Below are 19,633 nucleotides of genomic sequence, written 5' to 3'. Positions count from 1 at the left end.
AATGATAAGAGAAGAACGGGCAAAGAGATAATATTATTCTGTATAAGAGCAGAAGTGAATAGGAGGAGGGAATCGGATGAAAGTCAGTCATATCATATATAAGGTAATGAATCTGGATGAGGCGGTAGAAGAATTTAGAGAAAAAGGATTTGAGGTGGAATATGGAAGTAAGAAAAATCCTTATAATGCAATTATTTATTTTTCAGAAGGTCCGTATTTAGAACTGCTTGCTTCCAGTGGAATGCCTCAAATCATGAAAAGAGTTTTGCGTACTTTTGGGAAAGGAAGGTTCGTTGACCGTCTGAATTATTGGGATAATCATGAGGAAGGTCCTTGTGGGGTAGCATTGGAAAATTATAAAAAGGATCTAGAAGAAGAAATAAGTATATTGAAAAAATACAAACAGAGTTATTTTCAGATGGGTTCACGAAGAAATGATACAAAAGGAAGAAAATTACGGTTTACCTGCCTGTTCCCAGATGAATTGCAAATTCCCTTTTTTATGACTTATTTTAATATAGATCCAAAACCTAAAAATTTTATACATCCCAATGGTGTAAAAAGGATAAAGAGCATATCTTTCGGAACAAAAGAAAGTTCATACCAATCATTCAAGAATTGTGTGATGATACTATGCTGACATTATTTTCAGGGGAGGACATTAAAGATTTAGAATTTGAATATGAAGCTAAGTGAATAGGAACAGAAACGGGAAGCGGTGAATGAAACCACAGTTTCCCGTTTCTGATTCAAAGCATTATCAGAGTATAGGTTGAACGCCGAACAATTGTTTGTTATAATACCATTAGAACAATGATATACAAAGATATTTATAATAAATTTGTAATGTAATAATTGAGCGATAGATTGGAGTGAAACACATGTCCTTACAGTTAATACTGGGAAGTTCCGGTTCTGGTAAATCCTATACTCTTTATCAGGAAGTAATTCAAAAATCAATGGAATATGAGAATGGAAATTATCTTATTATAGTTCCAGAACAGTTTACTATGCAGACTCAGAAGGATCTTGTGTCCATGCATCCCCATCATGGGATCAGGAATATAGATATTTTAAGTTTTTTGAGGCTTGCTTACCGGGTATTTGATGAGTTCGGGGAAAATGAGCGAATCATCCTTGAAGATACAGGTAAAAGTATGATTTTAAGAAAAGTAGTAGAACAAAAAAAAGACCATCTTACACTGTTTCAGTCCAATTTGAAGAAATCTGGTTTTATTGGAGAACTAAAATCAATTCTATCTGAGATGTACCAATACAGTATAAGACCAGAACAATTAGAGAAAATGATTGAAGTAACACAACATAAGCCGATGTTACAGAACAAAATCAAGGATTTGATCACAGTCTATACCGGATTTGAGAACTTTCTTAAAGATAAATATATTACTGCAGAAGAAATTTTAGATGTATTAGCAGGAATGATTGAAAAATCTCAGATAATTAAGAACAGTACAATTTGTCTGGATGGATTTACAGGTTTTACGCCATCTCAATATAAACTAATTACAGAACTTCTAAAATATGCAAAGAAAGTAATTGTTACGGTCACCATTGACCCAAGAGAGAATACGGATAAACTGGATGGAGAGTTTAAACTTTTTCATTTAAGTAAGAAGACGATTCTTAAATTAAAGGATATCGCAGGAGAAGAAAATATTCCTGTCAGTAAAGACATCTATGTAGGCGGGGAACATATACCATATCGATTTAGAGAAAGTGAACCTCTGTGTTTTCTGGAACATAATTTATTTCGTTATCCCAGTGAGAGTTATAATAAGGAACAGGAAGATATTGAAATTCATATTGAGAAAGACGCAAAGAGTGAAGTTGCATTTGTAGTTCGACAGATCCATAAACTAATTCGGGAAGAAAATTATCGTTATAAAGATATTGCTATTGTGACCGGAGATATAGAGAACTATGGAAGAATTATAGATAAAGAATTTGGGATAGCAGGAATCGCTGCATTTATTGATTATAAGAGAGATATACTGAATAATCCATTTGTAGAATTTATAAGGGCTACCCTTGATGTGATCCAGCGGGATTATTCTTATGAAAGTATGTTCAGATATTTAAGATGCGGTATGATTGATATGAAGAAAGAAGATGTTGATTATATTGAGAATTATGTTATTGCTTTGGGGATAAGAGGCTCAAAAAGGTGGAGAGAAGAATGGACGAGAGGTTATCCATCAAAATCTGAATTAGATCTTATAAGAATCAACCGGATTCGCAATCATATTAATGAAGAACTGGAAGAGATCAGAGAAGCGTTTTCTCCAAAAGAATCAACAGTTCTTGAATATTCCACGGGTTTATATGAATTTATTGTAAGGCAGAATATTTTCAATAAATTACAACAATATGGTGACAGTTTCAAATTGGATGGAGATATACTTCGTGCCAAAGAATTTGGACAAGTATATCCAATTGTCATGGAATTATTGGATAAAATCGTAGAATTATTAGGAGATGAAATAATTACCCTAAAAGAATATGAAGAGATACTAACAAGTGGATTTGAAGAAGCAAAGGTCGGGCTCATTCCTCCTGGTATTGACCAGGTGGTAGTAGGCGATATTGAAAGAACCAGATTAAAAGATATCAAAGCTTTATTTTTTATAGGTGTAAATGATGGGATTATTCCAAAAGTGAATAGCGGCGGCGGGATCATATCTGATCTGGAAAGACAACTTTTAGCCGATAATAATATGGAGTTAGCACCTACAAAGAAACAAAGTGCATATACGGAACAATTCTATATCTATCTTAATTTAACCAAGCCACAGAATAAATTATATATTACTTATAGCAAAGTGAATGGAGAAGGAAAATCAATTCGTCCCTCCTATCTGATTCATAAAGTTATGAAACTATATCCAAAGCTGATAATAAAGGATGAAGATAAGAATACACTGGATTTATCCTATATATTAGGGACCAGAAAAGGGATATCTTATTTAAGCGAGGGACTTAGAAATTATTCAGGTGCAGAGGTAACTGATGAGTGGAAAGAATTATACAGCTGGTATTATAGAAAGGAAGAAAACCGTAAAATCTTAAATCAGTTAATTGGCGGGGCCTTTTATTCTAATGAAGAATCAGGGTTAACCAAAGCAGTTGCTCATGCCTTATATGGTAATGAGATGAGTAATAGTGTAACGAGACTGGAGAGATACGCTGCATGTGCTTATGCCCATTTTATGAATTATGGTCTTGAATTAATGGAAAGACAGGAATACCATATTGGGGTTCCAGACCTTGGAAATATTTTTCATAAGGCGATTGATCTGTTCTCAAAGAAATTAAAGGATAGTGAATATAATTGGCATACTGTTACAGATGAGGCAAGAGAAAATTTTGTAAGCCAAAGTGTAGAAGAAGCTACATTAGAGTATGGGAATACCATACTAAAGAGTTCCAAGAGAAATGAATATATTATAAATCGTGTGGAACGGATTACAAAAAGGACCGTGTGGGCTTTATGTGAACATGTTAAAAAAGGAGTGTTTGAACCAGACAGTTTTGAATTACAGTTCTCATATATGGATAATCTGGAATCGGTAAATATTCCTCTCTCTGATAATGAATGGATGAAACTCAGAGGACGGATTGACCGGTTAGATACGTATGAAGATGATGAACATGTTTATGTTAAGATCATCGATTATAAATCAGGAAATAATTCACTGGATATTTTATCATTTTATTATGGATTACAGCTGCAACTGGTAGTGTATTTAGGGACAGCATTAGAAATAACAGAGAATAAAAACCCAGATAAAACAGTAATTCCAGCAGGAATTTTTTATTATCATATTGATGATCCTATTGTTGAAAAAAATATAGAAGAGAATATAGAAAATTCTATCTTAAATGAATTGAAGATGAATGGTCTCGTAAATAATGATATGTCGGTTGCCGGCCTTATGGATCTAACTCTGATCAATGAAGAAGGAAAGGCCAGGGCCAGTTCAAAATCAAGCATTATTCCAGTAGAAATCAATAAAGACGGTTTTCCAACAAAAAGATCCAATGTTGCCAGTAAAGACCAATTTGAAATAATGAAGCAATATGTAAGAAAAAAGATAGCGGGACTTGGAAAAGAGATTATTGATGGAACAACTAAAATTAATCCTTATAAATTAAAAAACCGCACAGCATGTGATTATTGCCAATATAGAGGCATTTGTGGATTTGATACTAAATTGCCTGGAAATTCTTATCGTAATTTAAAACAATTTGAAAAACAGGAAGTATGGGAGAAATTATTATCTGATTCGGATAAGGAGGTGGAAAAAAACAATGAAATGGACAAGTGATCAACAGAAAGTTATTGAGCTTAGGAATCGTAATATTCTTGTATCAGCAGCAGCTGGTTCAGGAAAAACAGCAGTTTTAGTCGAGAGAATTATTACGATGATTACGGAAGGTGACAATCCGATAGATATTGATAAACTTTTAATTGTTACCTTTACTAATGCAGCAGCAGCTGAGATGAGAGAGAGAATCGGTGCTGCTATTGAAAAGAAATTAAGTGAGATGCCTGAGAATCTTCATCTTCAAAAGCAGATGACATTGATTCACAGTGCGCAGATTACTACCATTCATAGTTTTTGCCTTAATATCATTCGTAATTATTTTCATACTATAGATTTAGATCCATCTTTTCGAGTGGCCGATGAAACAGAATTAAAATTATTAAAATCCGATGTGATGGAAGAATTATTAGAGAGGTATTATGAAGAAGCAAAAGAAGATTTTTTGATATTCACAGAAAGTTATGCTTCTGGAAAATCCGATGCTCTTATGGAAGAATTAATACTCTCATTATATGGATTCTCCATGAGCTACCCATGGCCGGAAGATTGGCTTAATGAGATACGGGGTGTCTTTAATATCACTTCTGTAGAGGAGATGGAAAAATCTGAATGGATGGATGCTCTTTTACACTATATAAAGGCTATGATTCATGACACCATATTAAATAATAGAAGAGCGATTCAGATTGGAAATGAGCCAGGGGGGCCCTATCCTTATGTGGATGCACTGGAAAGTGATAAGGAACTGCTTGAAAAATTAGCGGGTGCCGCAACCTATCAGGAGTATGGCGAACTTTTACGAAATATTTCGTGGGCAAGATTATCAAATAAAAAAGATGCTTCAATTTTGGAAGCTAAGAAATCAGAAGTAAAAGAAATCAGAGACTCTATTAAGAAAATAATCAATGATATTACTAAGAATTTCTTCTTTCAATCAAAAGAAGAAATGTTAAAAGATATTATGGGCACAAAAATAACCATGAATGTATTAATTGATCTTACCCTTGAATTTGCAAAAGATTATGCCAATAGGAAAAGGGATAAAAATCTGGTAGATTTTAATGATTTAGAACATTTTGCTTTAAATATCCTGGTAAGCAGGAATGCATCTGATGATGATCAAGAGCAAAAGGATATTATTCCTACATCGGTGGCTATTGATCTCAGCGAACATTATGAAGAGATATTAATTGATGAATATCAGGATAGTAACCTGGTCCAAGAGACCTTACTTAACAGTATATCAAGAGAAAGAGCGGGAAATCCCAATATATTCATGGTAGGGGATGTGAAACAAAGTATTTATAAATTCCGTTTGGCAAGACCAGAATTATTCATGGAGAAATATGAGAGTTATTCTTTAGAAGATGGATTAAAGCAAAGGATCGATCTACATAAGAATTTTAGAAGCAGAAGGGTCGTATTGGATTCTATTAACTTTATTTTTGAACAAATCATGGGAAAGGACCTTGGAGGAATCGTCTATGACCAGGATGCGGCTTTATATGTTGGTGCCGATTATGACGAGAATGCAGAGGGCATTTCAAACACAAGCGAATTATTACTTGTGAATATGGATGATAATCTGGAAGGGACAGATGAGTTCGAAGAAGATGATAGTATAGAAGAGATGACCCAGAAGGAATTAGAAGCAAGAGCCATTGGGAAAAGAATTAAGGAACTTATTCATCCAGAAACAGGACTAATGATACTGGATAAAGAAAATAGCAGGGAAAAGCCGGTATATAAAAGGGCAACAGGGAAGGATATCGTAATACTTCTTAGAACAATGTCTGGATGGTCCGATATATTTGTAGATGTATTAATGTCAGAGGGAATATCTGCATATTCTGATACTCAATCTGGATATTTTAAAACGTTGGAAATTCAAACTGTTCTTAATATGCTTAAAATCATTGATAATCCAAAACAGGATATACCTCTTGCGGCGGTTTTACATTCTGCCATCGTTGGTCTGACCAGTGAAGAACTTGCAAAGATACATGCAAGTTTTAAAGACATGGATATATATGATGCAGTGACAGAATATTCAAAGTATCACATTATCCAAGATCCAAAAAAGATAGATGAGAATGCAGATGATAATAACTTATCGAATGAAATAAATAATGAAAGTTTAATCGATGGCTTATTAGCAGAGAAGCTAAAGAATTTTTTAGCAGACCTTGAAAAATTTCGAAGGATGGTTGCTTATACTCCAATCCATGAAATGATTGAACAGGTATTAGAGGAAACAGGTTATTATAATTATATTGCAGCAATGCCCGGAGGAGAGCGAAGAACCGGGAATATTGATATATTAATTCAAAGAGCCATTAATTTTGAAGCTACAAGTTACAGTGGACTTTTTCATTTTATTCGCTACATTGAGAAACTGCATAAGTATGAGATTGATTATGGAGAAGCAAGTGTATCCGGCGGAGATGATTTAAGTGTTAAAATTATGAGCATTCATAAAAGTAAAGGGCTTGAATTTCCCATTGTTTTTGTTGCAGGGCTTAGCAAGAATTTTAATAATCAGGATACCAGAAGTAAAATCGTGATTCATCCTGATTTAGGCCTGGGCCCTGACTATATTGATTTTTCATTAAGAATAAAATCACCTACCCTGATTAAAAAAGTAATGCAAAAAAAATTAGTTTTAGAGAATCTTGCAGAGGAATTGAGAGTTCTTTACGTGGCATTGACCAGGGCAAAAGAAAAGCTGATTTTAACAGGTACTGTAAAAAACCTGAAAGACAAATTAGGAAAATGGAGTGATATTAGAGACAGAGAAGAAGTTTTACTGACCTTTCAAAAAATCACTTCAGCAACAACTTATCTTGACTGGATTGGATCAAGCTTGATTCGCCATAAGTCATTTGATTCTACATTAATAGAATATGAATTGCCAAGGGCAGAACATAATCCCCTCTATGAAAAAGAAATACCTTGGGAAGTTCGAATTCTTAATGTGAATGAACTTAGTATGGTGGAAGTGGCAAAACAAATTGAGAAAGAAATTCTTAAAGATGAATTATTACAGTGGGATGCAGAGATGATTTTTAATCAGGAAATCCGGGATGAGATTGAAGACAGGTTAAGTTTTAAATATCCCTATTTAAATTCTATCAAGATTCCTGCTAAGATGACTGTGTCTGAATTAAAGAAGCTGGGACAGATGGAAGCAGAAGAGATGGAACAGCTGGAACAGATTTCCCAAGAAGTATTCCACCAGGCTGACAGGGATATAAACCATCAGAATGAAAATAATTCTATCTATGGAAAAGATGATATTATTCCTAAGTTCATTCGTAAAGAAAAACCAATGAAAGCCTCGGACAGAGGTACATTATATCATAAGATTTTGGAATGCATAGATTTAGGTCGTGTGAAAACCAGAGAAGATATAAAGAATGAATTAGAGCGTATGGTAAAGAGAAATATCATTAAGGAAGAAAATATATCCCAGATATCTCAAATCAGGCTGGAACATTTCCTGAATTCCAATGTTGCAATGAGGATGAGAGAAGCATTGATGAAAGATAAGGTTAAAAAGGAGCAGCAGTTTGTCCTTGGGATACCGGCCAATGAAGTCAACAAAGAGATATCCAGCAATGAATTGATTTTAATTCAGGGGATTATTGACGTGTATTTTGAAGAAGAAGATGGAATTGTACTCTTAGATTATAAGACGGATTATATTCCGGAAGGAGAAAACGAAGGTTTCTTAATAAATAAATATAAGGTACAGCTTGACTATTATCAAAAAGCAATCGAACAATTAGTGAAAAAGCCGGTGAAAGAGAAAATCATCTATTCTTTTGGTCTAGAAAAAGAGATACATCTGGATTAGATATCAAAGAAAGAAGGGTAATAATGAATATTCAAATATTTGGAAAACCGAAATGTTTTAATACCAGGAAAGCGGAACGGTATTTTAAGGAGCGAGGTATAAAATTTCAGCTCATTGACTTATCAATAAAAGGTATGAGCAAGGGAGAATATAATAATATAAAATCTGCATTAGGTGGAGATATGTATGCATTGATGGATGAAAAGTCCAAAGAATATGAAGCCTGTTTCATAAAATATCTGTCGGATGAAGAAGATAAAGAGGAAAAGCTTTTAGAAAATCCTAAGATGTTTCAGACACCAATCGTAAGAAATGGAAAACAGGCTACCGTTGGATATCATCCGGAAATCTGGAAGGAATGGACGTAAATATTCAATATAGATAAGAGAGGTTACCTGCATGTGTTCAATAACCCGGTTAAAGGATACTGGAGCAATTTATTTTGAAAATATCCAGTTTGGTTTTGATAATTATGATTATAGAATTACTCAATTAAATGAAGAAGAAGCATATGAGACTATTAAAGAATTATGGAAATCCAATGGACATAACAATTCTTATGCCGACTTTTATTATTATAAAATAGATGAGGCAGCGAGAGAAAAAGTGGAGAGGGTTCTAAATAAGAAGGAGAAACAATATTTAAAAGATATGTCTCATAAGGATGAGATCATATTTCATTTGGATGATACACTTCTCAGGATTCTTATAAAACTTAATTATTTGGAAGTATTATTTTCTACCTTTTATTTTACAAGAGAACCCTGCACATTGTGGGGAAATTATAATCAGGAATATATAATATTTCGTGAGAAACATAATATCCGGCTGGTTTATAAGAGAAATGAGTGAAAGGAAATAAAAAAATTGATTAAGAAGCATCGAAAAAGAATAATTAATTTCCTCATATTTGCTACACTTTTTGTCATTGAAATTCTCATTGCAGTATATGTACATGATAATTTTGTAAGGCCATATCTGGGTGATGTGCTGGTTGTGGCTTTACTCTATTTCTTCATTAGGATCATAATTCCAGAGAAAACAAGATTTTTATCCATATATATTTATCTATTTGCTGTGGCAATTGAATTTATGCAGTATATCAACCTTGTTACTATTCTTGGCCTGGAAAATAATAGATTTGCAAGGATTATTATTGGTTCTACTTTTGATTGGATGGATATTCTATGTTATGGTGTTGGGGCTATTCTCTTATTAGGAGGGGATATGATAGCTAACCAGCATAAATGGCAGAATGGCGAAGCACATGGTTTAAAATAATTATTGCACTTTAAAGGATTCTACCATTTTATCCAGATCGCTTGCGGAATATTCAAGGCTTTCTAATACTTGATTTAATCCGTCAATTTGTTTTGCAATGTCACTTGCCAGTTCCAGAGCATGTTTGCTATTATTTTCTCCGATAACTGTACTTTCTTCACTTCGCCTTGCCATGGAAGAGATGTTACTTTTTACTTCTTTGATCAAACCATTTTGTTCGCTCATTATATTTAGAATATAACTCATGGTTCTGGATAAATTCACAACAAGTTCCATAGATTTTGCACTTTCTTTTGAACTTCTTATATTAGCCTTCACTTTTTCATCTATGACAGTAATATTATGATTTGTTTCATTGATTTCATTTTGAATAGATTGGATTAAATCTTTAATCATGAGTGTAGATTCTTCGGTTCCATTTGATAATTTTTTTATTTCATCTGCAACAACGGAGAATCCTTTTCCTGCATCTCCAGCTCTGGCGGCTTCGATAGAAGCGTTTAACGCTAATAAATTTGTTTGATTGCTGATCTCGCTAATAGTACTTACAATCTTGGTAATTTCATTTGATTTATTTTCTAAGGAAGCTATACTTTGTATTGCATTATTCATGGAGTTCTCTAATTCTACAATGGATGTCATTACGTCTTCTTTAATGTCTACACCAGTTATGGCAGCTTCGTTGGTAGTCTCTGTCTGATTTTTTATATCATTGATCAGAGTCTCCAGTTCTTCATTTTTCTCAAAAGAATCAGAGATTCTCTTCACCTCTCGCTGGGTATCTTTAAATAAGCTATTCTGTTCTAAGGAGTTGTTAGATAATGCAGTTAGTGATTCTCCAATTGTAAGGATGCTATTTTTTATCTTTTTACTTGCCTTAGAAACTTGCCTGGTAGTACTTTCTGTTGTTTTAATAGAAGTATTAATTCTTTTGATCATATTCATCTGATTGCTTACAAATTTGTTAAACCATCTGGCTAATTCCCCAATTTCATTGTATGAATTAAGTTGTACCCGTTTGGTCAGGTCACCTTCCCCTTCAGCGATATTGCGAAGGATTTCAGTAGTATTTGTTAATGGGTCAACAATCACCTTTTTCGTAATAAAATAGGTACATAGTAATATAATAGACCACGTGAATATTTCACTTACCAGATTCATATTGTCTGTATACCTGCGAAGTACTTCATTAAATATCATGAATATGCCGGTTATTGCTGATACATATAATGGAATTCTTTTATTTAATCCTTTAAAGTTATAGATATCTCCAATATCACCTTCACACATCATACCCCAGATTTCGTCTGAGTGAGGTGGGATAATAATCGTACCTTTCCCTCCTACTAAGATATGCCGGTAATCCGGATATCCAGGATAACAATCGAGGTTTTCTTTATTTTGAATGGTATAACGAACACCATCATGCAGTTCTCCAGTTGCCGGATCATTAAACACAATTTCAAATTCTGTATGGGCTTCTATCTTAACTTCACCCCACTTTTTTGTCTTGATACCGTCTTTTAGGTTATCACCTAATGTAAAGGTTCTATCCTCAAACCTACTTCTGGAAATTGCAGTGCCCGCTTTCATTCCTCTGTTATTTTCAATCATAAATAAGTAATTGTCCCCAGAATCTTTATATACGTGAGTATCTTCCTCTTGGATTACATTGCTCATATCATCATTCAACACACGAACGCATAGAATTTTTGTATTGTCATTTATGGTATAAGGTGAAGAGAATAGAAGGGTCACTTCGTCGTAAAAAAGTTTGTATGATAAATCCAGGTCAAGGGTTTTCTTATCACAATAAGGCCCATACATATAATTTTTACCTTCAATCCCTTTTTGAAAATTTGGAAATACATTCATATTATCACCAATATGTTTAGGAAAGGAAGAAGCAATAATATCGCCTTTTTCGTCCATTACAAATATTTCAATAAATGTTGAATAATTTTTCTTTGCCTCTATTAAAATATCATTTAGTACTTCCTTTGATTCTTCCGAAGAAATCAAAGATTTTTTAATAAAATCAATTTTGATCCATTGGTCTTCGAACCAATTATCAAGTGCTTTCTTTCTACCATTTGAGATTCCTTCAAAGATAGATTCCGCTCTGGATTTCATATTACGATTCATTAAGTACCTGACTTTTTCTTTCATACGTATCATCTCCAAATTAGTATTTTCTTGTGTAAAAAGAAAGAGCAGGCTGGTCCTTTTGAACCACCCTGCTCTTTGACTCATAATAAACTACGAAAATTATTTTGTCAATTTATAAATCGGGAGGAATATAGTAATTTTAAGATACCTAATAATGTTAATTTTTTTTATAAAAATTATTTCATTAATTAAATTTGTCAATAGAAAATATTAAGAACACAATTACCAAATTTTATGATATACTATTAGTATTTTAAAAATTAATCTGAAGATAGATAATACTTAATTTAATATTGGGCTATGAAATAAAGAAAAATATAAAGGTAATATATAAAATATGGAGGTGGGTTATGAATCATGCAGGAACTAGAACCATTGAAACAAAAAGATTAATTTTAAGAAAATTCACATCAGAGGATGCTGAAAATATGTATAAAAATTGGGCAGGTGATGAGGAGGTTACAAGATACTTAACATGGCCTGCCCATGCAGATGTTACAATGTCAAAATCAATTATTGGGCTTTGGATAAAAGAAACAAAACTTTTGAAAAATTATCAATGGTGCATAGAATTAAAAGATATAAAAGAGGCAATCGGAAGTATTGGTGTAGTACATATGAATGAGAAAATAGAGGCCGTTGAAATTGGTTATTGCATTGGGAAAGAATTTTGGAATCGTGGACTTATGACAGAGGCATTAAATGCCGTGATACATTTTTTCTTTACGGAAGTCGGGGTGATTCAAATTCAAGCAAGACATGATATCAATAATCCGGCTTCAGGCAAGGTAATGATAAAATGTGGTCTGAAGTTTGAAGGTATACTGCCTCAGTCGGCTACAAATAATACAGGAATATGTGATCTTGCCTGCTATACAATATTAAGAGATGATTTTTTAAATAAGGGATCAGATTGTAACTGTTGAACACTTGATTATGAAAGATATGGAGGATGGTATGAGTAATATATTTATAGGTTTATTGTTTATATTTCTTGATTTTAATTTAAACTTAGGTTCCAGTACGATTGAATTAATACCTGATTTTATAGGTTACATATTAATGTTAAATGGATTGAAGGAATTAGCCGGTGAAAGTTCCTGCTTTGAAAAAGTGATGCCATATGCCAAAGGAATGATCATTTATACCATTATTGTATATATAATAGATGTGATCGGCTTCTCATCTTCAACAGGCCTGGCTATCATTCCAGGAATTATATCTGTAATTGTATCTCTTTATATTTCCCATGAAATTATATTTGGGATAAAAGATATAGAGAGCTTAAAGGGATGGGAGCTTAATTCAGATTCTTTATTTAATACCTGGCGATATCTTGTTATTGCCAATATTGTCTCATATGTATTGCTAATTGTCCCAATTCTGGCAATCATAAGCATTATATTCACATTAATAATTACAATCTCTTACTTAGTTTCATTTAATAACACGAAAAATCTGTATAATTCCTATTTTGTGGGGTAATCAACCACTTAATCAGAGTAAATAAAAGGAGCTGCTGTAAAAAATATCCCTTCATCAAGAAGGGACTTTTTTTTGCTCTTTTTTCTTTTTTGCAACTAAGCCGCCGATACGTCCGGTTTCCTTTGCAGATAAGGATTTCCATCCTCCGGCTACTACTTTATTAATTAATCCAAGTTCTTCTGCAATTTCATATTTTATCTTTTCTTCCGGTTTTATATTATTTAAATCAATTGGTTTATCTTTCTTAGCCAAGTTTATTCATCCTTTCTAATAAATATTAGCTCACTATAATATTAAATTGATCCTTTCTAAAGTATAGCCTATTTTAATAGCCTTATTCTGTGGATGAGATATTTCCAATATTAAGATTAATGATAAAAATATGTTTGATTCGCAACATACATTTTTCATAGAAATTTTTTAAAAAGAAAGAGGAACTTATATTTTTAGGAAAAAATTATTGGAAAAATAAATGTTTTATTACAATACATTCTACTTTTTTTAAAAAATCAAGAAACAATAATTTCGATTTTGAAATTAAATAATGAAAAAGTGAAAAGCATATTTCAATATGTGAAATTTATAACTTAATGTACAAGAATGATAAAAAATAATAGTGTTTTTATCAATTGATATGGTAATTTTCCTATGCTATACTGAGCGAGCATTGATAGTGATAAAGAAAATAGCTAATTTTAAGAAAGAAAGGAAAATAAATATGGTAGGTTTTATTGGATTAGGAATCATGGGTAAACCAATGAGTAAAAATTTGTTGAAAGCAGGTTATGAATTACTCGTTTTTGACTTTAACAAAGAGGCAGTTGCGGATGTTGTTTCTTGTGGAGCAAAATCTGCTAATAGCAGCGCGGAAATTGGAGCAAATTGTGATGTAATTATTACAATGTTACCAAATTCACCCCATGTTAGAACAGTTGCTTTAGGTGAAGGTGGAATCTCAGATACTGCAAAACCTGGAACTTTAATCATTGATATGAGTTCTATTGATCCTATGGAATCACGTTCTATTGGTGAAGAATTAGAGAAAAAAGGTATTGAACTTATGGATGCACCAGTAAGTGGCGGTGAACCAAAAGCAATAGATGGTACAATTTCTGTTATGGTTGGCGGTAAGAAAGAGTTTTTTGATAAATATTTTGAATTATTAAAAGCTATGGCTGGTTCAGTTGTATATGTTGGTGAGCTAGGTTCTGGCAATATTACAAAATTAGCAAATCAAATCATCGTTGCTTTAAATATTGCTGCTGTTTCAGAAGCTTTAACTTTAGCGGCAAAAGCAGGAGCAGATCCAGAATTAGTATATCAAGCAATTCGTGGCGGACTAGCAGGTTCTACCGTAATGGATGCTAAAGTTCCCATGATGTTAGAACGTAACTTTAAACCTGGTTTCAGAATAGAATTACATATTAAAGATTTAAATAATGCATTAAATGCTTCTCATATGGTAAATGCACCACTTCCTTTAACTGCAGAAGTAATGGAATTTATGCAGGCTTTAAAAGCAGATGGATGTGAAAAAGAGGATCATAGCAGCATATTAAAATACTACGAAAAAATTGCCAATATTACCGTTGAGAAAAAATAAAAGGGAGTTAATGAAATGACTTTTAAACCATATGGAGTAATTCCTCCGATTATTACTCCTTTCACATCAGAAGGAAAAGTAAACGAAGCTGTCTTAAGAGAATTAGTTAATCTATATATAGAAAATGGGGTTCATGGTCTCTTTCCTTTAGGAACAACAGGAGAATTTTATTCCTTTAATGAGGATGAAATGAAAAAAATTCTGTCTGTTGTAGTAGAAGAGACAGCAGGTAGAGTACCTGTTTATGCAGGAGCTAACCATATTACAACAAGAGGTGTCATCGAATATTTAAAACTTGCCAAAGAAGCAAAAGTGGATGCAGTTTCTGTATTAACGCCAATGTTTATATCACAAAGTCAGGATGAATTATATCATTATTATAAATCAATAGCAGAAAGCACAGATTTACCTGTTATTATCTATAATAATAAACCAAAAACGAATGTTACAGTTGAACCGGAGACTGTTGCAAGGTTATCAGAAATAGATAATATTGTTGGCATTAAAGATAGTACAGGAGATATGACAAATACAGAAGAATATATCCGTCTTACAAGAAACAACGAAAATTTTGGAGTTTTAGTTGGAAGAGATACATTAATCTATGCAGGTCTAAGCTATGGTGCTGTGGGAGCCATCGCTTCGTGTGCCAATGTAGCGCCAAAACTAGTAGTAAGTATCTATGATCGATTTATGGCAGGAGATCTAAAAGGAGCGCTGGATGCACAATTTGAATTAGCACCTCTTAGAATCCTTTGCAATATGGGAACTTTTCCGGCAGTGATTAAAGAAGGTTTGGTAATGCAAGGTATTGATGTTGGTAAATGTCTGGAACCAATCGCAGAATTAAATCCAGAAGAAAAACAAAAACTTCGGGAAGAATTAAAAAAATTGAAATTGATATAGAGAAGAAGGGAGATATTAACCATGGGAAGATACATAGCGAAAAGAATTGGCCAGATGGTACTTATTCTATTCCTAATATCAATTTTTATATTTATGCTTATTTCATTCATTCCAGGTGATCCAGTATATGCCATGCTTGGAGAAGAAGTTTCACCGGAAATGTATGCGAAAGTATATCATGAGTTGAATCTGGACAAACCAGTAATATACAGATACTTTATATGGCTTGGCAATGCTCTGACAGGCAATTTTGGACAGTCTACTCAATTTCATATGCCAACGATTGAATTGCTGGCAGAAAGAATGCCAGTGACTTTATATTTTACATTCTTATCATTTTTCATCAGTATCCCAGTCGGTGTATTGTTAGGTGTGGTAAGTGCTGTTTATAGAGGAAAACCGATTGATACGATTGTAACTTTAATAGCAAATACAACTGCCTGTCTGCCACAATTTTGGATTGGCATTTTATTAATGTATGTGTTTGCAATGAAACTAGCCTGGCTTCCTTCCTTCGGTTTTGTATGGCCATGGGAAGATTTCGGGAAAAGTGTACAGATGACAATTATGCCTTTGTTTTGTTTGGCAATAGGGGGTATCTCGTCTATAGCGAGGCAGACACGTTCCAGTATGCTGGAAGTAATCAGACAGGATTATATTCGTACTGCAAGATCAAAAGGGCTGAAAGAAAATAAAGTTATATTTATACATGCTTTAAAGAATGCGTTAATTCCAGTTATTACTCTTTTTGGTATGAGGCTTGGCCTTTTAATTGGAGGATCTATGTTTATGGAAACCGTTTTTGCTATTCCCGGTATGGGTTCTCTATTTGTAAAAGCAATCACATCAAGAGATATTCCAGTTGTTCAGGCCTGTGTACTGGTAACCGCTTTAATTGCCTGTTTAATTAATTTACTTACTGATATCTTATATGCAGTTGTAGATCCTAGAATCAAGTTTGAATAGGCGGTGGTATGATGGAAGGAAAAGAAAATAAAATGAAAAGTAACAAACGAATTGAGAAAATTAGTAAGTTCATCCGTTTATTATTTAAGCGTAAAATTGTTGTTATTGGAGTAATTGGAGTAGTATTTTTTACATTACTTGCAATATTAGCGCCAATATTATCACCTTACGATCCCAATAAAGTCGACTTTGCAGCGTACCTGACAAAGCCGTCCATGGAACACCTGCTTGGCACAGATATGCATGGTAGAGATGTTTTCTCAAGAATCATTTATGGGACAAGAGTTTCATTAATCATTGGTTTATTGGCCGTTGTGATAGCATGCGCAATTGGCTCAGTTCTTGGTATGGTTGCCGGATATTTTGGAGGTATTATTGATGACATCATAACCAGATTTACGGAAGCGATTCGTGCTATTCCACAAATCATTCTGGCAATGGCCTTAACAGCAGTTTTTGGCGGTGGGATTCGTAATATAGCAATTATTCTTGGAATTTCTAATGTGGCTGCCTATATACGTATGATGAGAGGACAAGTATATTCTGTAAAAGAAGCTGATTATATTATGGCAAGTAAACTTCAAGGTGTTAGTAATCTTGGAATTATGTTTAAGCATATTCTTCCCAATGCCATATCTCCAATTATCGTTCTTATGACTCAACAAGTAGGCGGCACTATATTGGCAGAATCCGGATTAAGTTTTTTGGGATTAGGTATTAGCGCACCTACAGCATCATGGGGAACTATGGTTAGTGAAGGCAGAAACTTCTTATTAGATAATCCTGTTATCTCTTTAGCACCTGGTATATGTGTTGCGTTATTAGTAATTTGTCTAAATATGTTTGGTGATGGCATTCGTGATGCCCTGGATCCAAGACTTAGAGGAGAATTATGATGACAGGAGGTGAAAGAATGGACAATCTATTAGAATTAAAAAATATTCAGACATGTTTTCGTATGGACGGAAAAGATGTACGTGCAGTTGATGGCGTTTCAATATATTTAAAAAGAGGCGAGATTGTTGGTATTGTAGGTGAATCAGGAAGTGGAAAATCAGTCACTATGTTAAGCATGCTTCAGCTAATTTCAACACCTGGCAGGGTTGCTGGTGGCGAAGTACATATGGAAGGAGTAAAGGGAGACTTTTTTAAGTACAAAGCAAATAGTGACCAGATGCGTGAAATCCGTGGTGGAAAGATTAGCATGATTTTTCAAGAGCCAATGACATCACTTAACCCTGTACTTACCATCGGTTATCAAATCCGGGAAAGTATTATGCTTCATTTAAAATTAAATAAAGAAGAAGCAAGAAAGAAAGCAGTTGAAATATTAAAAATGGTCAATATTCCAGATGCGGAAGAACGATTTGATTATTATCCACAACAATTTTCAGGTGGTATGCGCCAAAGAATTATGATTGCTATGGCTATGTCTTCCGAACCAGATGTTCTGATTGCAGATGAAGCGACTACTGCTTTAGATGTAACAACCCAGGAACAACTTCTGGAAATGATTCGGGATGTTGCAAAGAAGACGAATACGGCTGTAGTTATTGTTACTCATAATCTTGGCATAGTAGCCCGCTATGCAGAAAGAATCTATGTTATGTATTCCGGAAGTGTAGTAGAGATGACAGATACCCTAAGAACCTTTAAAAATCCTAAACATCCTTATACAAGAAGTTTACTTAGAGCAATTCCCAGATTAAATGATCCCAAGGACCGTGTCCTGATTCCAATCGATGGTCTCCCGCCAAATCCGGCTACCAGACCAGAATACTGCCCGTTTTATGATCGGTGTGAGTATCGAATGGATAAATGTATTGCGAAAGGGAAGCCGAAATTGGTTGAAGTAGAACCAGATCATTTTTCATCCTGTTGCTTAACAAAAGAAGAATTAGAGCAGAAAGAAATTGAGATACAGAACAAAGAGATTCATACAGCACCAATAAAAACAATAAAAAATGAATTATGTCTTGATATTAAAGACATTAAGAAATACTTTGCTGTATATGAAGGAATACTTCATAAAAAGGTTGGAGATATTAAAGCCATCGAAGATATTACATTTCAACTAAGAAAAGGGGAAACCCTGGGAATCGTAGGGGAAAGCGGATGTGGTAAGACAACTTTAGCCAGAAGTATTATGCGGGTATATAAACCAGACAGTGGTCAGGTTATCTTTAATGGTGAGAACATTGCTGAATATAAAGACAAAGAATTAAAACCATTTAGACCACAAATGTCAATGATTTTTCAAGATCCATTTTCTTCCTTAGATCCAAGGCAAACTGCAGGATCTGTTGTTGGAGAATCTTTGCTAGTACATAAATTAGTGAAAAATAGGGTGGAATATGATGCAAAAGTAGATGAACTCTTTAGGATTGTTGGTCTTGATCCAGCTTTAAAGAACCGTGTTGCTCATGAATTTTCCGGTGGTCAAAGACAAAGAATTGGAATTGCCAGAGCCATTTCCTCTAATCCATCTTTAATTATTTGTGATGAGCCAATATCAGCTCTGGATGTATCTATCCAGGCACAAATTATAAATCTGTTAGAAGAGCTTCAAGCAAAATTAGGTATCTCATATCTATTTATAGCACATGACCTGGCCGTAGTGAAACATATCAGTGATCGAATTTTAGTCATGTATTTAGGTAGAATAGTAGAGATTGCAGATTGTTTAGACTTATACGAGAATACTCTGCATCCTTATACAAAAGCTTTATTATCAGCCGTTCCAGTGGCAGATCCAGAAGTTGAGGCGAGCAGAGGACGTGTACAAATCAAAGGAGAAGTTCCAAGTATTCGCAAACGTCCGGCAGGATGTCCTTTTCATAACCGTTGCCCTCATGCTATAGAAAGGTGTAAGAAAGAAGTACCAAAGCTTAGAACTATAGGTGAAAGCCACCAGGTTGCTTGTTTCTTATATGACTAAGTAAAGAAACATGTAAATCCTCCCAATACATTTACATGTTCTTAGATAAAAATGTGTATCAATAAAATTAAGAAGGAGAAGTG

The 19,633-nt window shown here is 33.8% G+C and carries 15 protein-coding genes; 13 read left to right on the top strand and 2 right to left on the bottom strand.

Translation table 11 applies throughout. The annotated features are described in order from the left end of the window. Window positions 1-76: 76 nt before the first annotated feature. From EDD66_RS16785 to EDD66_RS16760, 6 genes are all read left to right on the top strand, one after another. Complete coding sequence (locus tag EDD66_RS16785; protein ID WP_243115406.1) at window positions 77-640, top strand: VOC family protein; 564 nt, start codon at window positions 77-79, stop codon at window positions 638-640. A gap of 241 nt (window positions 641-881) precedes the next feature. Beyond that, a complete protein-coding gene (addB, locus tag EDD66_RS16780; protein WP_123610744.1) occupies window positions 882-4,346 on the top strand; it encodes a helicase-exonuclease AddAB subunit AddB in 3,465 nt (1,154 codons plus the stop codon). Next, window positions 4,330-8,202, top strand: coding sequence for a helicase-exonuclease AddAB subunit AddA (gene addA / locus EDD66_RS16775; RefSeq protein WP_123610743.1), 3,873 nt, complete (start codon window positions 4,330-4,332; stop codon window positions 8,200-8,202). Before addB ends, addA begins: the two co-directional genes overlap by 17 nt. Before the next feature lie 23 nt (window positions 8,203-8,225). Continuing rightward, window positions 8,226-8,570: an arsenate reductase family protein gene (locus EDD66_RS16770; protein ID WP_123610742.1), complete on the top strand. Its 345-nt coding sequence runs from the start codon at window positions 8,226-8,228 to the stop codon at window positions 8,568-8,570. Between the two features lie 31 nt (window positions 8,571-8,601). Continuing rightward, on the top strand, window positions 8,602-9,054 hold the full coding sequence (locus EDD66_RS16765) for a hypothetical protein (protein WP_123610741.1): 453 nt from the start codon (window positions 8,602-8,604) through the stop codon (window positions 9,052-9,054). 15 nt (window positions 9,055-9,069) lie between these two features. Beyond that, window positions 9,070-9,483, top strand: coding sequence for a ribosomal maturation YjgA family protein (locus EDD66_RS16760; RefSeq protein ID WP_330511426.1), 414 nt, complete (start codon window positions 9,070-9,072; stop codon window positions 9,481-9,483). On the opposite strand, the gene EDD66_RS16755 is transcribed toward EDD66_RS16760, so the two are convergent. After that, window positions 9,484-11,652 carry a methyl-accepting chemotaxis protein gene (locus EDD66_RS16755; protein WP_123610740.1) on the bottom strand — a complete coding sequence of 723 codons (2,169 nt, stop codon included), beginning with the start codon at window positions 11,650-11,652 and terminating at the stop codon, window positions 9,484-9,486. 350 nt (window positions 11,653-12,002) lie between these two features. Here EDD66_RS16755 and EDD66_RS16750 point away from each other — a divergent pair, with 350 nt between their 5' ends. Both EDD66_RS16750 and EDD66_RS16745 read left to right on the top strand, forming a co-directional pair. Next, window positions 12,003-12,578, top strand: a complete 576-nt coding sequence (locus EDD66_RS16750) for a GNAT family N-acetyltransferase (RefSeq protein ID WP_123610739.1) — start codon at window positions 12,003-12,005, stop codon at window positions 12,576-12,578. A 31-nt stretch (window positions 12,579-12,609) separates the two neighbouring features. After that, window positions 12,610-13,137, top strand: coding sequence for a hypothetical protein (locus EDD66_RS16745; RefSeq protein ID WP_123610738.1), 528 nt, complete (start codon window positions 12,610-12,612; stop codon window positions 13,135-13,137). A 54-nt stretch (window positions 13,138-13,191) separates the two neighbouring features. Here the strand turns inward: EDD66_RS16745 and EDD66_RS16740 are convergent, their stop codons facing one another. Further along, a complete protein-coding gene (locus EDD66_RS16740) occupies window positions 13,192-13,389 on the bottom strand; it encodes a small, acid-soluble spore protein, alpha/beta type (protein ID WP_330511425.1) in 198 nt (65 codons plus the stop codon). A 466-nt stretch (window positions 13,390-13,855) separates the two neighbouring features. Between EDD66_RS16740 and garR the strand changes: the two genes are divergently transcribed. Genes garR through EDD66_RS16715 form a run of 5 tightly spaced genes read left to right on the top strand, consistent with a single transcriptional unit; the run spans window position 13,856 to window position 19,550 of the window. Next, a complete protein-coding gene (gene garR / locus EDD66_RS16735) occupies window positions 13,856-14,740 on the top strand; it encodes a 2-hydroxy-3-oxopropionate reductase (protein ID WP_123610736.1) in 885 nt (294 codons plus the stop codon). Window positions 14,741-14,755: 15 nt separating this feature from the next. Further along, window positions 14,756-15,646: a dihydrodipicolinate synthase family protein gene (locus EDD66_RS16730; protein ID WP_123610735.1), complete on the top strand. Its 891-nt coding sequence runs from the start codon at window positions 14,756-14,758 to the stop codon at window positions 15,644-15,646. A gap of 21 nt (window positions 15,647-15,667) precedes the next feature. Beyond that, a complete protein-coding gene (locus tag EDD66_RS16725; protein ID WP_123610734.1) occupies window positions 15,668-16,612 on the top strand; it encodes an ABC transporter permease in 945 nt (314 codons plus the stop codon). Window positions 16,613-16,620: 8 nt separating this feature from the next. Further along, complete coding sequence (locus tag EDD66_RS16720; protein WP_243115405.1) at window positions 16,621-17,508, top strand: ABC transporter permease; 888 nt, start codon at window positions 16,621-16,623, stop codon at window positions 17,506-17,508. 17 nt (window positions 17,509-17,525) lie between these two features. After that, window positions 17,526-19,550, top strand: a complete 2,025-nt coding sequence (locus EDD66_RS16715; RefSeq protein ID WP_123610759.1) for a dipeptide ABC transporter ATP-binding protein — start codon at window positions 17,526-17,528, stop codon at window positions 19,548-19,550. Window positions 19,551-19,633: the final 83 nt, after the last annotated feature.

Source organism: Mobilisporobacter senegalensis, assembly GCF_003752155.1.
GTDB lineage: Bacteria > Bacillota > Clostridia > Lachnospirales > Lachnospiraceae > Mobilisporobacter > Mobilisporobacter senegalensis.
The sequence above is the reverse complement of the archived record's forward strand: the minus strand, read 5'-3'. Positions and strand labels throughout refer to the sequence as shown.